Source organism: Caballeronia sp. LjRoot29 (assembly GCF_964252755.1).
GTDB lineage: Bacteria > Pseudomonadota > Gammaproteobacteria > Burkholderiales > Burkholderiaceae > Caballeronia.
Window position 1 is genome coordinate 33,614 of record NZ_CAXUPU020000036.1, and the last position, 16,146, is coordinate 49,759.

16 protein-coding genes are annotated in these 16,146 nt (G+C 60.3%); 8 read left to right on the plus strand and 8 right to left on the minus strand.

Annotation, left to right across the window (positions count from 1 at the left end; translation table 11 throughout):
- Positions 1-110 precede the first annotated feature (110 nt).
- The 3 genes from ACSQ83_RS29270 to ACSQ83_RS29280 are packed head-to-tail and all read left to right on the plus strand — an operon-like array spanning position 111 to position 3,418.
- On the plus strand, positions 111-1,430 hold the full coding sequence (locus tag ACSQ83_RS29270) for a hydroxymethylglutaryl-CoA reductase, degradative (RefSeq protein WP_436230546.1): 1,320 nt from the start codon (positions 111-113) through the stop codon (positions 1,428-1,430).
- 60 nt (positions 1,431-1,490) lie between these two features.
- A complete protein-coding gene (locus ACSQ83_RS29275) occupies positions 1,491-2,036 on the plus strand; it encodes a hypothetical protein (RefSeq protein ID WP_414966360.1) in 546 nt (181 codons plus the stop codon).
- Positions 2,036-3,418 (plus strand): tripartite tricarboxylate transporter permease, encoded by a 1,383-nt coding sequence (locus ACSQ83_RS29280; RefSeq protein ID WP_414966361.1) that lies wholly within the window; start codon positions 2,036-2,038, stop codon positions 3,416-3,418. The genes ACSQ83_RS29275 and ACSQ83_RS29280 overlap by 1 nt, the downstream gene beginning before the upstream one ends.
- A gap of 143 nt (positions 3,419-3,561) precedes the next feature.
- On the opposite strand, the gene ACSQ83_RS29285 is transcribed toward ACSQ83_RS29280, so the two are convergent.
- Entirely contained in the window at positions 3,562-4,104 is a 543-nt protein-coding gene (locus ACSQ83_RS29285) for a DUF2867 domain-containing protein (RefSeq protein WP_436230547.1), read from the minus strand.
- A gap of 232 nt (positions 4,105-4,336) precedes the next feature.
- Between ACSQ83_RS29285 and ACSQ83_RS29290 the strand changes: the two genes are divergently transcribed.
- Entirely contained in the window at positions 4,337-5,167 is an 831-nt protein-coding gene (locus ACSQ83_RS29290) for a class I SAM-dependent methyltransferase (protein ID WP_414966363.1), read from the plus strand.
- A 47-nt stretch (positions 5,168-5,214) separates the two neighbouring features.
- Here the strand turns inward: ACSQ83_RS29290 and ACSQ83_RS29295 are convergent, their stop codons facing one another.
- Together ACSQ83_RS29295 and ACSQ83_RS29300 are read right to left on the minus strand one after the other, a co-directional pair.
- Positions 5,215-5,670, minus strand: coding sequence for a hypothetical protein (locus ACSQ83_RS29295; RefSeq protein ID WP_414951533.1), 456 nt, complete (start codon positions 5,668-5,670; stop codon positions 5,215-5,217).
- Between the two features lie 113 nt (positions 5,671-5,783).
- The gene (locus tag ACSQ83_RS29300) at positions 5,784-6,656 is read right to left on the minus strand and encodes a LysR family transcriptional regulator (RefSeq protein WP_436230548.1); all 873 of its coding nucleotides are present in this window, start codon (positions 6,654-6,656) and stop codon (positions 5,784-5,786) included.
- Between the two features lie 111 nt (positions 6,657-6,767).
- On the opposite strand from ACSQ83_RS29300, the gene ACSQ83_RS29305 reads away from it, so the two are divergent.
- Both ACSQ83_RS29305 and ACSQ83_RS29310 read left to right on the plus strand, forming a co-directional pair.
- Positions 6,768-8,075 (plus strand): aspartate aminotransferase family protein, encoded by a 1,308-nt coding sequence (locus ACSQ83_RS29305; RefSeq protein ID WP_436230549.1) that lies wholly within the window; start codon positions 6,768-6,770, stop codon positions 8,073-8,075.
- A gap of 369 nt (positions 8,076-8,444) precedes the next feature.
- On the plus strand, positions 8,445-8,864 hold the full coding sequence (locus tag ACSQ83_RS29310; protein WP_436230550.1) for a GNAT family N-acetyltransferase: 420 nt from the start codon (positions 8,445-8,447) through the stop codon (positions 8,862-8,864).
- A gap of 20 nt (positions 8,865-8,884) precedes the next feature.
- Here the strand turns inward: ACSQ83_RS29310 and ACSQ83_RS29315 are convergent, their stop codons facing one another.
- The gene (locus tag ACSQ83_RS29315; RefSeq protein WP_414951528.1) at positions 8,885-9,868 is read right to left on the minus strand and encodes a GlxA family transcriptional regulator; all 984 of its coding nucleotides are present in this window, start codon (positions 9,866-9,868) and stop codon (positions 8,885-8,887) included.
- Between the two features lie 113 nt (positions 9,869-9,981).
- Here ACSQ83_RS29315 and ACSQ83_RS29320 point away from each other — a divergent pair, with 113 nt between their 5' ends.
- On the plus strand, positions 9,982-10,530 hold the full coding sequence (locus tag ACSQ83_RS29320; RefSeq protein WP_414951527.1) for a cysteine hydrolase family protein: 549 nt from the start codon (positions 9,982-9,984) through the stop codon (positions 10,528-10,530).
- A 24-nt stretch (positions 10,531-10,554) separates the two neighbouring features.
- Here the strand turns inward: ACSQ83_RS29320 and ACSQ83_RS29325 are convergent, their stop codons facing one another.
- The gene (locus ACSQ83_RS29325) at positions 10,555-11,451 is read right to left on the minus strand and encodes an alpha/beta fold hydrolase (protein WP_436230551.1); all 897 of its coding nucleotides are present in this window, start codon (positions 11,449-11,451) and stop codon (positions 10,555-10,557) included.
- Positions 11,452-11,750: 299 nt separating this feature from the next.
- Here ACSQ83_RS29325 and ACSQ83_RS29330 point away from each other — a divergent pair, with 299 nt between their 5' ends.
- A complete protein-coding gene (locus tag ACSQ83_RS29330) occupies positions 11,751-12,515 on the plus strand; it encodes an IclR family transcriptional regulator (protein ID WP_414966369.1) in 765 nt (254 codons plus the stop codon).
- On the opposite strand, the gene ACSQ83_RS29335 is transcribed toward ACSQ83_RS29330, so the two are convergent.
- Genes ACSQ83_RS29335 through ACSQ83_RS29345 form a run of 3 tightly spaced genes read right to left on the minus strand, consistent with a single transcriptional unit; the run spans position 12,503 to position 15,991 of the window.
- Entirely contained in the window at positions 12,503-13,327 is an 825-nt protein-coding gene (locus ACSQ83_RS29335) for a citryl-CoA lyase (protein WP_436230552.1), read from the minus strand. The genes ACSQ83_RS29330 and ACSQ83_RS29335 overlap by 13 nt on opposite strands.
- A gap of 2 nt (positions 13,328-13,329) precedes the next feature.
- Entirely contained in the window at positions 13,330-14,529 is a 1,200-nt protein-coding gene (locus ACSQ83_RS29340; protein WP_414966371.1) for a CaiB/BaiF CoA transferase family protein, read from the minus strand.
- Positions 14,530-14,557: 28 nt separating this feature from the next.
- Positions 14,558-15,991 (minus strand): MFS transporter, encoded by a 1,434-nt coding sequence (locus ACSQ83_RS29345; protein ID WP_414951521.1) that lies wholly within the window; start codon positions 15,989-15,991, stop codon positions 14,558-14,560.
- Between the last annotated feature and the right edge of the window lie 155 nt (positions 15,992-16,146).

The window sequence follows — 16,146 nt, forward strand, 5'->3', positions numbered from 1 at the left end:
CTGGGTACAGTGAGGTCGCTGTCTCGGGTAAGTGTGCCTTTTAATAGGGTACAGCCGGCCTATTATTCGCTCGATCCAGCCACTTCCGCAAGCAGGGACGCGAGGGGCGAATGAATAACAGCGAAAGCCAAGGAGCATTGCGAGTGAACATCGATTCAAAGTTGCCGAATTTTCGCGGGCTGTCGCCGGCGCAGCGTCTGAAGCACATTGCCGAGGCAGCAAATCTGAGCGACGCCGACCATGCGTTGCTTGGCAACGCCGATGCACTTTCGCTGGAAACCGCCAACGGCATGATCGAGAACGTGATCGGGACGTTCCAGTTGCCCATGGCCGTAGCCGGCTACTTCCAGATCAACGGGCGCGACGTGCTCGTGCCCATGGCAGTGGAGGAACCTTCGATAGTCGCCGCAGCGTCGTTCATGGCAAAGATGGCGCGCGAGGGCGGCGGTTTCATCACGTCGAGCACCGCGCCGCTGATGCGTGCGCAAGTGCAGATCATCGGCGTGAGCGATCCTTACGGCGCGCGTTTGTCGATCCTCAAGCACAAGGAAGAACTGATCCAGCTGGCGAATAGCCGCGACAAGGTGCTGATCGGTCTCGGCGGAGGTTGCAAGGACATCGAGGTTCACGTGTTTCCCGAAACGCCTCGCGGGGCGATGGTGGTGGCGCACCTGATCGTCGATGTACGCGATGCAATGGGCGCGAACACCGTCAATACGATGGCGGAGTCCGTGGCGGGACGCATGGAGGAGATCACGGGCGGTAAGGTTCGCCTGCGCATCTTGTCGAACCTCGCCGATCTGCGCCTCGCCCGCGCGCAAGTTCGTTACTCCGCCGAGACGCTGACGACCAGGGAGTATTCGGGCGAGCAGGTGATCGAAGGCGTGATTGATGCCTGTTTGTTCGCGGCCATCGATCCGTACCGCGCCGCGACGCATAACAAAGGGATCATGAACGGCATTGATCCGGTGATCGTCGCAACGGGTAACGACTGGCGCGCGGTCGAAGCGGGCGCGCATGCGTATGCGTGCCGGAACGGTCGATATACATCGCTGACCACGTGGGAAAGAGCGCGTAACGGTGATCTGGTAGGCACCATCGAGATGCCGATGCCCGTGGGTCTTGTCGGCGGCGCCACCAAAACCCATCCGCTCGCGCGGCTCGCCCTCAAGATCATGGACGTGCACTCGGCTCAGGATCTCGGCGAGATTGCTGTGGCCGTCGGCCTCGCGCAAAACATGGGCGCGCTGCGCGCGCTCTCCACCGAAGGTATCCAGCGCGGGCACATGGCGCTTCACGCGCGCAATATCGCGATGTCCGCGGGTGCGGCCGGCGTGGATATCGACTGGGTCGTTGGAAAGATGGTTGCTGCAAACGATGTCCGTACCGACTACGCCATGACGCTGCTTGCCGGACCTCGCGACGCTTGAGCAGCGACCGTGGGCACGACGGCGATAACGAAACAAAAACTTCCGCAAACGGAGGAGACAATGAAGCATTCAGTATTGGACGCCGATGAGGCGTTGAGATCCACGTCCGTTGGCACGAGTACAGACGTCGATGCGCGGGTTTCCCATCTGGTTGAAGTGTGGGGAGACACCGTCGATATCCGGCATCTCGCGTGGTCTGTCGTGCTTGGCGTCGGCATCAGCCTCGGCGCATTTTTCTCGGCCAATTATTTTCTCGCGCTCTTCGTCCACGACGCCGCGATGACCCGTGCTTACGCCATGCTGCTGGGACTCGCCGGCTGCCTGATCGCGGGCGCGGTGTGCGCGAAGCTGTTCAAGCCGAAACGTGTAGTGGTCGACCAGGCATCCGATACAGCTCGCCGCGAAGAAGTGCTCGATCAACTCGCGGCCGAGGCGGGCGGCCTTGGCTTTGTCGCGGATCTGCCGCTGCCGGTGGCCACAGAGATGAAAGAGCTGGGTCTCTACGATGTATTCCTCAAACACGAGCAGCGCATCGAGGCATCAAAACGTGCGCTCGATGAAGGCCGCGTTTTCATCGAAACGAAAACAAGTAAGGAATCCTCGTGATGGATGCGCTTGTTCACCAGATACTGGTGGCGGTATCGATGGGCCTGATCGGCGCCGTCGTGTTCGCCGGCATCGGCCTCATTTCAGGCACGGACGAAACCACCACGCTTGCACCGCTTACCCTGCTGGTCGCGCTGCTCGGCGTGCCGCCCGCGGGGGTCTTTACGTTCTTCATGGCCGGGGCCGTGGCAAAACACATGACGCATGCCATCCCGACCGCGCTGCTCGGCATTCCAGGCGACACGCTCGCGGCGCCCCTGCTTCAGCAAGCGACCATGCTGCGCAATCTCGGCGTGCCGCACATTGCGCTGAGAAAGATGATTTCGGGTGGGATTATCGCGGCTTTCGTCGCTGTGCCGCTGGCCGTGTTGTTCGCTGTGTTACTTGCACCGTTCGGCCCGTCGATATCGAAAGCTGCGCCGTGGGTATTTCTCGCCGCAGCCGTTGCGATCGCGTACTTTTCATCGGGCCGATGGGCGTCCGTGTTGCTGCTCGTGCCGTTCGTGCTCGTGATCGTCGGACTTCAGGCGCTGACCGGGAAATACGGCGTGAAACTCAGCGTCAGTTATTTTTTGGGCATTGCTATTGGCCCGCTGATTGCCGACCTGTTTTCAATCCTCTCGCCCGCCGATCGCGCTGTGATGCGCCGCGACAAGGTCAAGACGTTCTCGCTCGCGCCCGACGTGAAAAGCTGGAGTGGCTACTTTCCCAATCCGCTGAAGGTGCTTGACCGTCAGCAGCGAAACTGGACCATTGCGACGGCGGCGGTGTCGAGCGCAACGTTTGTCTTCAGCCCGGTCGCGATGACCGTCGTGATGGGCGAACTGGTCGGCTCGCGGGTCAAGCACGCGTACCATCGTTTGACCACGGTTATTGCCGCACGAAACGGCGTGACCGAGGCTACGTACATTGCCGAGACACTGATTCCACTGATTGCGTTCGGACTACCGTTGAGTCCTGTGGCAGCGGGTCCGGCGGCACCGTTGTTCAACGCGCCGCCGCGCTTTTTCGTCGATACATCCACGGGGCAAATGAACAACCTGCACACATTGATGACGAGCTGGGAATTCCTCGGCTACGGTTTGTTGTCGGTCGTGCTGGCGGCGCTGATTGCGTATCCGTTTTCGATGAACTATGCGCACCGTGCGGCTTCGTTCGTTGCACGGCGACTCAGCCATGAAGCGATTATTGCAACGTTCGCGGGGTTGATCGTGGTGATCAGCGTGTGGGAAGGGCAGTTGCTGGGGTTCCTCGTGATCGTGACGATCGGGCTTTTAGGAGGACTGTTATCCCGGCGCTTCGGCTTTAACACCGGCGTTCAGTTCATGGGATATTACGCCGCAGTACTGAGTGTCCCGGCGTTGACGAAGCTGATCACTTAAGCTGGCGATGCCGGTTTTTTCGAATCGACTCGTGCCAACGAAAACGCGCGTTTACTTCACGGCTCTAAGGAGACCGGGAAGAGTAGGTGGTTTCGCGTGCGCGAAAGCGTCGATGTGTCGCGATGCGTCGAGCGCAAGGCGCCTCAGGAGGCAGTGGGCCAGCCGATAAGCGCAGCGCGGCGCATGCTCGATCGAACCACCATTTCATGAAATGGCGTGATCAACAGGATGTACGACCGGCCCAGAAGATTGTGGCATTGCACGACAGTCGATACCGTCAGGTAGCGCCCGCCGCCTGCAACCTCTTGCCTGGCTTCCTGGAACACCGACACCCTGAAGTCGAGATGCTTGTCGTCTTCGCCGAGGATAATTTCATCGACCGAGCGCTCGTAGATCCTGAAAATGGAGACGTGCTTATCCTGCTCGGATCGTGCAGATTCCGCCAGGCGTTTCGCAGTCTTGAGGCCGAATCCGGCAACGAGCGCGTCGCGCACCCGCAGGAGCTTTGCAACCCATGCTGCTTGATGCGAAAACATGAAACGCGCGAGTAGTTCGGGATCGGTGGTTGCGTTGTCCGGCAAGCGGATGGTGTAGGCATCCGCGAGGCTGGGATGCTCGTACATGCGCGTTACGCGTGAACTGGACGGCAACGCGACGGAGGTCACGGACACATTTGGATTTTGCATGGGGCAAGGGTGCCGATGTGATGGCTCGTGGCGACGGGACTCTATTAACTGCGAGCACGGTTTGTGACTGTACACCGCTGTCGGAGCTTCTTGCGCATGTCTGCGATTGACACGTTGAAGTATGCAAATGCATATGGCGCAAATGACTTCAAAGTTGGCATTTACGACCATACAGTTTTTCGTGTTCGATCGCTACACTGACCGCTGTTGCAAATAATGACGGAGCAGGTCCATGGACGAAGCCAATGAGATCACCCAACACTATGAGCGACCGAGCCTGGTCGAGCACCTCCGCGCGGCGCTGGCCTTAAGCGGACTTGGCGAGAAGCGGCTTTCGGCGAAAGATCTTGCTCAACTCGATCAGTTCCATTCGCGGGGACTGGCGGCCACCGTTGAACTGTCTGAGGCACTGCCGATCACCGAGGCGACTCGCGTTATCGATATAGGATCTGGCCTCGGCGGACCGTCCCGTTATTTAGCCGAGACCTTCGGATGCACGGTGCAGGGCATCGATCTAAGTCAGTCGTTTGTCGACGCCGCCCGGTTTCTGGCCGAGCGTTCAGGTCTCGAGGACAAGGTCGCCTACCAGCGCGGGAACGCACTTTCCCTGCCATTCTCTGCAGACGCGTTCGATGTCGCGTGGTCGCAGCACGTTGCCATGAATATTGCCGACCGGGATGCTCTCTACGGTGAAACGCGTCGCGTGCTGCGCCGTGGCGGCCACTTCGCCATCTTCGATGTCGTTGCCGCATCTGAAGATCCCCTGCATTACCCGGTGCCTTGGGCGAGCGGGCCGGAGACGAGCTTCCTCCTGTCGGCCGACGCAATGCGCACCGTCCTCGTAAGCCAAGGGTTTCGCATCACGTCGTGGACCGACTGCACGGAAGCGGGAGTTAGCTGGTTTCTGGAGCGGGAGGCCGAGCGGGCGCGGTCTTCGACGCCGCCCGTGCTCGCTCTCGGGACGGTCATGGGTCCGGCGTTCGGTCAGGCCGCTGTGAACCTTCGCCGCAACCTGAGCGAAGGGCGCGCCGCGCTTATCCAGGCAATTTGCGAGAAAGGTTGAGTACGCTCACACGTGCCAGCGTCGGGCGGGCAGCGCACTCAACGCATTTACTGACCAGATGCATGTGCCTGGAGAAACGCCGCGTATCCGTTCTGGGCCTTGAGGATCTTGTCGGCGCACTTGTCGTAGTCCGAACCTTTTGCGCTGTCTTGCCCGTACATGCCGCGGCACTGCGCAAAGAGGGTGAGCGTTGCGCCCGAACCTTTCGCGTCACGCGTGGCCGATAAGCTGGCCTTGCCGCCGCCGGAAGGCACGTCGGTGTCGATAGCGACCGCGTCCGCGCGTGTCACCGACGTATCGGAATATTGCTCGATATAGCGTTTTGTAAGCGCCCAGGCGGCGTCGCAGTTCGCCGCATCGCAATTGACTACCGCATTGTGTTGAGCGGCGGCAAGGCTGGTTTCGTTGCGGGCGAATTTCTGGGCTTGCGCCTCCTGCTTTTCAGCGGACGAGCAGCCGGTAAGGACGAGCGCGACAAGCGCAACAACAGCAATCTTTTTCACGAATAAAACTTCCATAGCCACGATTGAGCACGATTATAGCCGTGCGTCCGAAGCGTTCGCAGTTGCCTTCGAAAGGCTCTCGCAAGCATCTCGATGGCACCCGGCGGAACTCATCAGGACGAAGGCGCCGACATCGTTCTCAAGGTGCGGGTCATGAGGTCCTTCACATTTTCCACAAGCAGCGAATCGACCGGACCCGAATGTGAAACGACGGCAATGCCCACATGTGGAAGCGGCGGGAGCAGTTCGCCGGCGGGCATGATCCGCAAATCAGCCGGCACCGCCCCTCTCGTCAGCACAGCGGCTGCTATGCCCGCCCGCACGATGGCCAGTAGCCCATCCTTGCTGACGCTTTCATAAGCCACGCGATAGCTGATGTTGGCACTGTCGAGCGCACGCCGCGCCGCCTGATGATCGAGTGTTTCGGGCGCGGACAAGGCTATTTGAAGCGGTCCGTCGCTTGAGGCGTAGAAGTCCTGCGACGCGATCCATACCAGGTCCTCCCATCGAATCACCCGCTCCTGATTTCCCTGCGCGGCGAGCGATACCAAAGCCACATCGACACGGCGTGCATCGAGCATTTTCTCAAGCAAGGGCGTAGGCGCACAGACGACTTCCAGCGCGACCCGCGGATGCTGCGCCGCTATCGCGCGCAGCACGGCCGGAAGGAACTCCGTGCAGTAGTCCTCGGGGCATCCAAGCCGGATCGAACCGGTGAGCCCGCGACCCGTCACGTCGACCAGCGCCTCGTCGTGTGCGCGCACCAGCCTTCGGGCGTGCGACAACAGCCGATCCCCGCGCGATGTCAGCTCGACACCGCGTGCGGTACGCACCAGCACGGCGCCATCGACGATCTCTTCAATCCTCTTCAACTGCATGCTGAGCGCGGATTGCGTACGGCCAACTTCCGCCGCCGCGCGCGTGAGCGATCCGGCATCCGCTATGGCGACGAACGTCCTGAGCAAATCGAAATCCAGCTGCAACATGATGGCATCAGCTCCTCGAATGGCAGGCATCACAACTTTTCATTTCCACCCGCCGATTTAGTTCGCTTACATTGACCTTCGGCACATCCGCCCGCCTCTCTGGACACAGACATGTCAGCACAAACCGATCGGGACTTTTGGTCAAACGCTCAGCAGCACCTGATCCGCTACGGCGGATCATTCTCGCCCGTCATAATCGAGCGTGCCAGCGGCAGCCATGTTCATGATTCCACAGGCCGCGCGATACTCGATTTCACCTCTGGACAGATGAGCGCCATCCTCGGCCATTCTCATCCGGAAATCGCTGAAGTTATCGCCGAGAGCGCACGTAATCTCACGCACCTTTTCAGCGGGATGCTCTCGCGCCCGGTCGTGGATCTGGCAACCCGCCTGGCCGGCATCGCGCCTAAAGGACTCGAGCGCTCCCTGCTGCTCAGCACCGGCGGTGAAGCCAACGAAGCAGCGATCAAGATGGCGAAGCTCGTCACCGGACGGTACGAGATCGTGAGCTTCGCCCAATCGTGGCACGGGATGACTGGCGGCGCAGCATCGGCCACATACAGCGCCGGCCGCAAGGGTTACGGTCCGGCCGCTGTGGGGTCCTTCGCCATTCCGGCGCCGTATCCGTACCGGCCAAGGTTCGAACGCAACGGCGCATACGATTGGGCGGCCGAACTCGACTACGCATTCGACCTGATCGACAGGCAATCTTGCGGCAGCCTCGCGGCGTTTATCGCTGAGCCAATCCTGAGTTCGGGTGGCCTGATTGAATTGCCGCAAGGCTATATGCGCGCGCTAAAAGCGAAGTGCGTCGAGCGCGGCATGCTGTTGATCGTGGACGAAGCGCAAACCGGCATGGGCAGAACCGGAACCATGTTCGCGTGCGAGCGCGACGACGTAGCGCCCGACATCCTGACCTTGTCCAAAACGCTGGGCGCAGGACTTCCGCTGGCCGCCGTGCTGACGACGCAGGACATCGAGGACCAGGCGCACGAACGAGGTTTCCTGTTTTATACGACGCACGTGTCCGATCCGATGCCGGCAGCGGTCGGGCTCAAGGTCATCGAAATCATCGAGCGGGACGGGCTGGTTGAGCGCGCCGGTGTGCTTGGTTCTCGTTTGCGCGGCGGTCTGGAGACGCTTCAAAGCCGCTTCGACTGTATCGGCGATGTGCGTGGACGCGGGTTGATGCTCGGGATTGAAATTGTCGGAGATAGAGCAACGAAATCTCCGGCGCCGGATCTTTCCGCTGCAATCACACGTCGCTGCCTCGAACTCGGCCTGCATATGAATATCGTGCAGTTGCCGGGACTTGGCGACGTCTTCCGTCTCGCTCCGCCGCTTACCATTGCCGAGGCTGAGATCGATAAGGGGTTATCGATCATCGAGCAAGCGATCAAGGAAAGCGTGGGTATGTGACACGCGTTGCGCTTGGCCAGGCATTCAATCCGCGGCGGCAGAGTCGGCTCTTGCAAAGGGAAAGCATATGAATCATGCAATGCACGTCGGCCTCGACCACCCGATCTGGGCGGCGCTCACGACCCGGCAGGCGCATCTTGGGCTCGGCGAATCGTTTGCCCGCCGATAGCATCCCGATGTGGCGCCCTTCGCCGCCTTGGCGTCCGAAACCCCGGCTACCTACCGGGCGCCCCACGCGCTTTTGCTGCCCGGCGAGCAAGTCGTTTTGCAATCATTCGATGCGATGGCTCCAGCCCATGCGCTGCAAATGACGCACGTGGGCATCGCATCGTCCATCAAATGGTCGCTACGCACCTGGAGGCCCGGGACATGGACGCTGAGGAAATGATCCCGCTGAGTAACGCCGATGCGAAAGATATGCTCGATCTCGTCCAAAAGACGAAGCCCGGTCCTTTCGGCAAGCGGACGAGTGAGATGGGCAATTACATCGGCATCCGCGACCAGGGGCGTCTCATTGCGATGGCCCGCGAACGGATGCGGCCCGACGGTTACGTTGAGATAAGCGCTGTTTGTGTCGATGAAGACTGGCGCGGAAGAGGGCTTGCCGGCCGGCTCGTGAAAACCTTGGGCAGGCAAATCGAGCAACTGGGGGAGGCTCCGTTTCTCCACGTGTTCAGCGACAACCGTTCTGCGATTGGGTTGTATGAACGTTTGGGCTTCGAATTGCGCCGCACGTTTCACCTTACCCGCATCGGGCATGCTGTTTCGGGGTCGGCTGCCGTTCTTTAGAAGTTTGAATTGAATGCCCCCTAAAACGGCGCGGCGGCCATGCCTTCGCTCTGCGTTTGAAAGCGCCTTCTATAGTCCCCTGGAGCCAATCCCGTCAGCCGGATAAAAATCTTTCGAAACGATCCAACATCCTCGTAACCGACCTTCCAGGCGACCTGATCAAACGATTGCTGGCTCGTTTCGAGCATTTCACGCGCTTTGCCGACCCGCAGATGCTGGCAATACTCAGTCGGGCGAAGACCGGTGGCCTTTTGAAATCGACGAAGAAAGGTTCTTTCCTCCAACCCCGCGCGCTGAGCCATTGAAGCGATTGTCGGATGGTTGGCGCCGTCTGTCTGTAGCCAGTGCTGCACGTCGAGGATTGTCTTGTCGCCGTGATTGAGTTTCGGAGAGAAGGCGCTGTAATAGCGCTGCTCTCGTCCGGGAGGATCGACCAGGAGGAAGCGTGCAGTCTCCACCATTGCCGCAGAGCCTAGCAGACGATCGACTATCCTGAGCCCCAGATCAGCCCACGCCATCACGCCTCCCGCAGTCAGAATGTCGCCGTCGTCGATCAGTAGTTTGTCGGCATCGACGTGAATGTCGGGAAAGCGCTCAGCGAGGAGTTGCGCCTGCGACCAATGCGTTGTTGCCAAGCGCTTGGCGAGCAGCCCGGTTTGCGCCAATAGAAATGTCCCGACGCAAACGGACGCCAGCACGGACCCTCTCGCATGACAGTCGTTCAACCATGTGGCGATCGGAGCGAAAGCATCGCCGACGGGCAGCGTTCCGAGTGCTGGCGGAAGAATCACGAAATCGGGCGCGCAATCTGCCCATGGCGGGGCGGAACTGCCGGCGTCGAACTGGACATGGCTTACCTTGAGCACTGGATGTCCAACGTTGTTTGACCGCTGATATAAGCGCTCCGCAATGTAAAACAGGTCCGTCAGCCCGTGAATAGCGGCAAGCTGGCTCCCCGGATAGATCAACAATGCTATTTCCACGACGGCTGGTTTTTTTGCCATTGTCAGTTTTACCTCGTTTTCTGTCAGTCCTGCCAATTCACTAAATCATCGCAGAAGCTTACTCTTGAGTCTCGCAGAACGTTCCCGATTCTCGCCAAACCCAGGAGTAGAACATGTCCAAGCGTGCACTCATCATCGTAGACCTGCAAAACGATTATTTCCCCGGTGGGAAATGGACGTTGACCGGCATCGAAGCCGCAGCCGCGAATGCGGCGCGTCTGCTTCAGTCAGCACGTGCTGCTGGCCACCTCGTCGTGCATGTTCGCCATGAGTCGCCGAAGAGCGACGCAGCGTTTTTCGTCGCCGGCTCGGAAGGGGCCGCGATCGCTCCGCAAGTGATCAACAAGGAAGGGGAGCACGTCGTCCTGAAACATCAAATCAATGCCTTTCGTGACACTGACCTGGAGAAGATTCTGGACGCCAATGGCATTGAAGAAGTGATTGTTGCCGGTGCGATGAGCCACATGTGCGTGGACGCAATCACGCGGGCGGCTGTCGATTTTGGCTATAAGGCGACGGTCATACATGATGCCGTTGCTACGCTCGACATGGAGTTCGGCGGCGTCAAGGTTCCGGCCGCCCAGGTGCATGCGGCGTTCATGGCGGCGCTGGGTTTTGCCTATGCAACTATGTTGTCTACGGATGAGTACGTTAGCGCTTAGCTTTGGTGCGCTCGGCTAAAGCACTCACTCCCCGCGCAGATGCCCGATCACCAGATCCGCCACCGCGTCGGGTGCTTCGCGGGGCGGAAAGTGCCCCACGCCGTCCAGGACCACCCGCCGATAACCACCCGTAAACTTCTTCTTCATCCCTTCCGACGAAGCCGGTTCGTCGCAGAAATCGGAGCCGCCCTGGATCATCAGCGTAGGTGTCGAAAGCTGGTCGATAGTCGCCAGTTTCTCCCGCAGCGAAGCGTATGCCGGATCGGATACTTCCCCCTGACGCCAGCGCCGCCGATAACCGTTGAGCGTGATTGGCACCCAGTCGGGGTTATCGAAAGCGGCGGCAGTGAGCGCGAATTCATCATCGTCGAACCAGCCGGGCGGCGACCACGTATCCCATTGCAGACGCGCGAAACCTTTGGGATCGGCGGCGATTGCTGCGGGGGCGTCATCGAGTGCCATGAACCATTGATACCAAAACCTCCGCGCCTGCGAGAAGTGCGGCAGTTCGAACAAACCTTTGGGCTGGAACGCCAGCGCGAGTCCGGCGATGCGGCCTATACGCTCAGGAAACAGCGCTGCCAGCGTATAGGCCGCGCGTGCGCCCCAGTCGTGGCCGATGACATCGAAACGATGGATTCCCAAGGCATCGGCTAAGTCGATCACGTCCTGCGCGAGCGCCACGCCGGAGCCGTCGCGTACAGAATCCGCCGATAGAAACCGCGTGTCGCCACTGCCGCGCAAGTCCGGCATGATCGTCCGAAAGCCCGCCGCAGCGAGACGTGGCGCTACGGTTGTCCAGGCGCGCGCGGCATCGGGCCAACCGTGGACCAGCATGACCGGCGGCCCATCGGTTGGACCCAAATCGACGTACGCAATTTCAAGTTTAGGCGTGCGCGCCAGCAGTTTTCGATCGTTCATGCACGTTCTCCGCGGGATTGGCCAGTGTCGTTCGATGCATAAATGCTGCCACGTATTCCATGCTTTCGCACGTGACGCCAACGCGCAAAAAAGCAACTAACGCTCTGCCCCGCCACGCATCTGTGAATCTGGGGTTTGCCATCGCCCGATCAAAGCGCTTTCGATATTCATCAAAACCGGCTCCGCAGAAAAGGGGGGCTCAGCCACCTATATGAACCGTATGAGACGTCCCCGCCATCGCGTAAAATTCCCCATCGAACCATATACAGGACACGACGCTTCACCCACGTCACTCAACCATGCAAACCCCCGAGATCAAACCTGGCCCGAAAGAAAGCGAAGGCGTTGCCGTCATCGACCGTGCTTGTTCGATCCTGTTTGCGTTCAGGCCCGACGATGGATCGCTGACGCTTGCCGAACTCGCCGCGCGTACCGGGCTCTACAAAAGCACGCTGCTTCGCTTGGCGGGCGCGCTAATTCAGCACCGCTTGCTGCTGCGTCTCGATGACGGCCGCTATCAGCTCGGCCCGGCCACCTTCATGCTCGGCGCGTTGTATCAACGCAGTTTGAATCTCGGCGATATCCTCGTTCCGCTCATGCGCGAGCTCGCCGAAATCAGTGGCGAAAGCGTGTCCTTCTATGTGCGTGACGAAGCGGTGCGGGTGTGTTTGCATCGTGTGGATTCGACGCACGCAGTGCGTTATCACGTTCGCGAAGGCGACGTGTTGCCGTTGGGAAGCGGCTCAGGCGGCTTGGTGCTGCTTGCATTCGGCGGAGCGGAAGGCGAAGTGTTCGAGCGCATTCGCGACGACTTTTACTGCGTCTCCATGGGCGAACGCGACCGCGAGACCGCCGGCATTTCGATGCCCGTCTTCGGGGTGCGCCAGACCCTGCGCGGCGTGTTGACGCTCGCCGGTCCGAGTTCGCGGATCGATCTGGCGTTCGTGGCGCGCAATATTGGCGCGTTGTTCGATTGCGCGGCCCGCGCAACCGATGCACTCGGCGGCGACGCGCGCGCGTTGCGCAACGCGCAGGAACGCGCCGCGAAGGTTCAGCCCAAATGACGCTCGGGCTTGCCGGTGTATTTGTAGGCCATCTGACGCGGCATCGGCCCTTTATTGCGCTCGTTGCGCCCGCGTTGTTCCCACGCGTGCGACAAGATCCCGACCGCGCGCGATAAGCAAAACACCCCGCGCGCCAACTCCGGCGCGAAGCCGAGTTCCGCATAGATCACGGCCGTTGCGCCGTCGATGTTCATCGGCACCGGCCTGTTTTTCCGCTGCTTGAGCAACGCTTCTACACCGCGCGCAACCGCCGCGTATCGTCCGCTGATTGCGCCTTGTTCAACGCTTGTATCGACTAACGCAAGCAGCTTGACCGCACGCGGATCGACGGGATGAAAGCGATGCCCGAAGCCGGGCAGATACTTGCCCTTCGTTTCGATAAACGTATCCACGCCTTGCGCGACAGCATCGCTCAACGTGGCGCCGGCGTCTTCGAGCGCGACGATCGAATCGTATAGCCCGACCGCTTGCTGACCCGCGCCGCCGTGGACATCGTCGAGTGCATTAATAGCCGATGCCATGGCGCCGTTCAACGGCAAACCGCAACTTGTCGCCATGCGCGAGATGGCGATAGACGGCGCGTGCGGACCATGATCGACCGACGCCACGAGCGCCGCTTCGAACAATGCCGCTTGCGCTTTATCCGGCAATTCGCCACGCAGCATGAGCCAGATCATCTGCGGAAAACTGATCGCGCCGATCAACTCCTGAATCGGAAAGCCACGGACATTGATCGATCCCGGATGGATATCGATGATCGACGTGCTCCAGTAATCCGCGGCAAGCGTGGCCGCGTCAAATGTTTGCGTCATGGTCAGATCACTCCTTCGGCGCGCAGTTCGTCGATTTGCGTATCGTCGAAACCGAGCGTTGCAAGATGCTCGCGGGTGTTGGCGGACAAGGTCGGCGCGGGGGTGGCGGGCGCGGTGTCGGCATCAGAGAAACGGAAGCCGGCGCGGGTGACGCGTTGCCGCGTGACGGCATTGTCACCGTTGAACTCGTGCACGAATTCACGCGATACCAGATGCGGATGCGCGAGAATGTCCGGCACGGACATCACCCGTCCAACCGGCACGCCGGCTTCGGTCAGCTTGGCATCCCAGTTCACCGCGCTGTCGGTTGCCAGCGCCGCTTCAATCTCCACCTTCAACGCCGCACGATTCACCTTGCGCGTGTTGCGCTCGGAAAAGCGCGGGTCATCGGCGAGATCCGCGCGCCCGATCAACCGGCACAAACTCACGAACTGCTTCGTTTCGTTCGCCGCGATGTTGAGCAAACCATCGCCCGTCTTGAACGTGCCCGAGGGCGCAGCCGTGAAGTTCTCGTTGCCCATCGGCGCGGGCGTGACGCCGGCGTTCAGGTAGTTCGACACGACCCAGCCCATGGTCGAGAGCGTGGCTTCGAGCATCGATACATCGAGCATCCGGCCGCGTCCATTCGCGCGGGCATCGACCAGCGCCGCGCAAATGCCGAACGCCGCCGTCAAGCCACCGACCGTATCCGAGACCGGATAGCCCACGCGCAGCGGCGCGCTTTCGGCATCGCCCGTCACGCTCATCACGCCAGAAATGCCCTGAATAATCTGGTCGTACGCAGGCCGCTTGGAAAATTCGCCATCCTTACCAAAACCGGAGATCGCGCAATAGATGAGCTTCGGATTGATCTCGCTCAAAGCCTCGTAGCCAAGATCCAAGCGCGTCATCACGCCGGGCCGGAAGTTCTCTACTAGCACGTCCGCCGTCTTCACAAGTGAGCGCAAGATCTCCTTGCCGCGCGCATCTTTCAGGTTCAGCGTGATCGACTGCTTCCCCGCATTGACCGCCACGAACGACGCACCCATGCCGCGTTCCGACGCGTCCTTATCGGCACCCAGGCGCCTTGCCAGATCGCCGCCTTCCGGATGCTCGACCTTGATCACTTCCGCGCCGAGCAGCGCGAGTTGATACGCACAAAACGGCCCGGCCAATACATTCGATAAATCCAGCACCCGCACGCCAGCTAACGGAAGCGTCATGTCAGAACCTCTTGTTCAGATCGAACCATCATTGCGAAATTTCATCGAGATTGCGATTGTTGGTACGCGGTCCGAAGATGCCGATCGCGCCCATCACCATCACCATCGACACGCTGATCAAGGCGAACACGCCGGTCACTTCGAAGTGGCGCAGCGCGAACGCGATCATGAAGCCGGAAAACATGGCGGAAAGACGCGAGATGGAATACACGAAACCCACGGCGCGAGCGCGCAGACGCGTGGGAAAGAGCTCGGTTTGATACGCGTGATAGCCGACCGAAAGCAACGTGCCGCAAAGCGTGATCAGCACGCCGAGGATCATCAGCATGACTGGCGATGTCTGCGTGGCGAACAAACTGCCGAACACGACGATGCCGAATGCCGATAACACGATCAGCGTCTTCCGTTCAATCCGGTCCGCAATCGCCATCCCGATCAACGGTCCAAACGGATTCGATATCGCGATGACAAACGAGTACAGCAAGCTGTGCGTGATCGTGACGCCTTTGGAGACGAGCAGCGTCGGCACCCAGGACGCAAAGCCGTAGAACCCGATCGCCTGGAAGAAGTTGAAGACGAGCATGGTGATCGCGCGTTTGCGATACGGCGGCTGCCAGATTTCGCGGAACGCGGCCTTCGTGGTCGCCGGTTCGACGGTTGCAACGGGCGTCGGCAATGCGCGTCCATATTGCGCGGCTACTTTCGCCTCGATGGCTTGCAGTACCTTCTCCGCTTCCGCCGTACGGCCCTGTTGCGCGAGCCAACGGGGACTTTCAGGCACGCGCCGGCGGATCGCCCAAACGACGATTGCACCCAATGCACCGATGATCACCACCCAGCGCCATCCATCCAGGCCGAAGGGTTTTTGCGGCACGAGCCACCATGCGAGAAACGCGACCGAGGGCACGGCCGAATATTGGACGAGGTGGACGAACGCGAACGCACGGCCGCGCAGATGTTTCGGGACGAGCTCGCTGACGTAGGTATCGATAGTCACAAGCTCCACGCCCACGCCAATGCCTGCAATCAGCCGCCATAGGTTGATCGCGGGCGCGGTGGTTTGCAGCGCCATGATCAGCGTGGCCGCCGAATACCAGAGCAGCGAGACTGTGAAGACGGTGCGGCGGCCGTATCGATCGGCGAGACCGGCCAGAAAGAATGTGCCGATGAACAAGCCCGCAAACGACGCCGCCACGAACGCGCCAAGTCCCGAGACGCCGAAGAATGAGGCCGTTGTCGTGGAATAGAGGCCGCTTTTGACGAGGCCGGGGCCTACGTAGGCGGTAAAAAACAGGTCATAAAATTCGAACCAGCCGCCGATGGACAGCAGGAATACGAGCATCCAGACGGAACGCGTCGCCGGCAGCCGGTCGATGCGCGCATTGACGCCGAACGTTGTATCGCCCACGCCGGCGCTTGAATTGGGCGACCCGTGCGTCGCATCGATTGGCAGGCTTGCCATTGAACCCTCCTATGGGTGTCTCGCTTTGACGAAGTTCTGTCAGATAGAACGACGTTCTGTTTATAGCTGACGCGAGGTTAGTGCGTGAGGAGGCCGCGCGAAATAAGGGGTTTTACCTAGAGGGGAAAAATATCGCGCGCTGCGTGGAAAGGGCA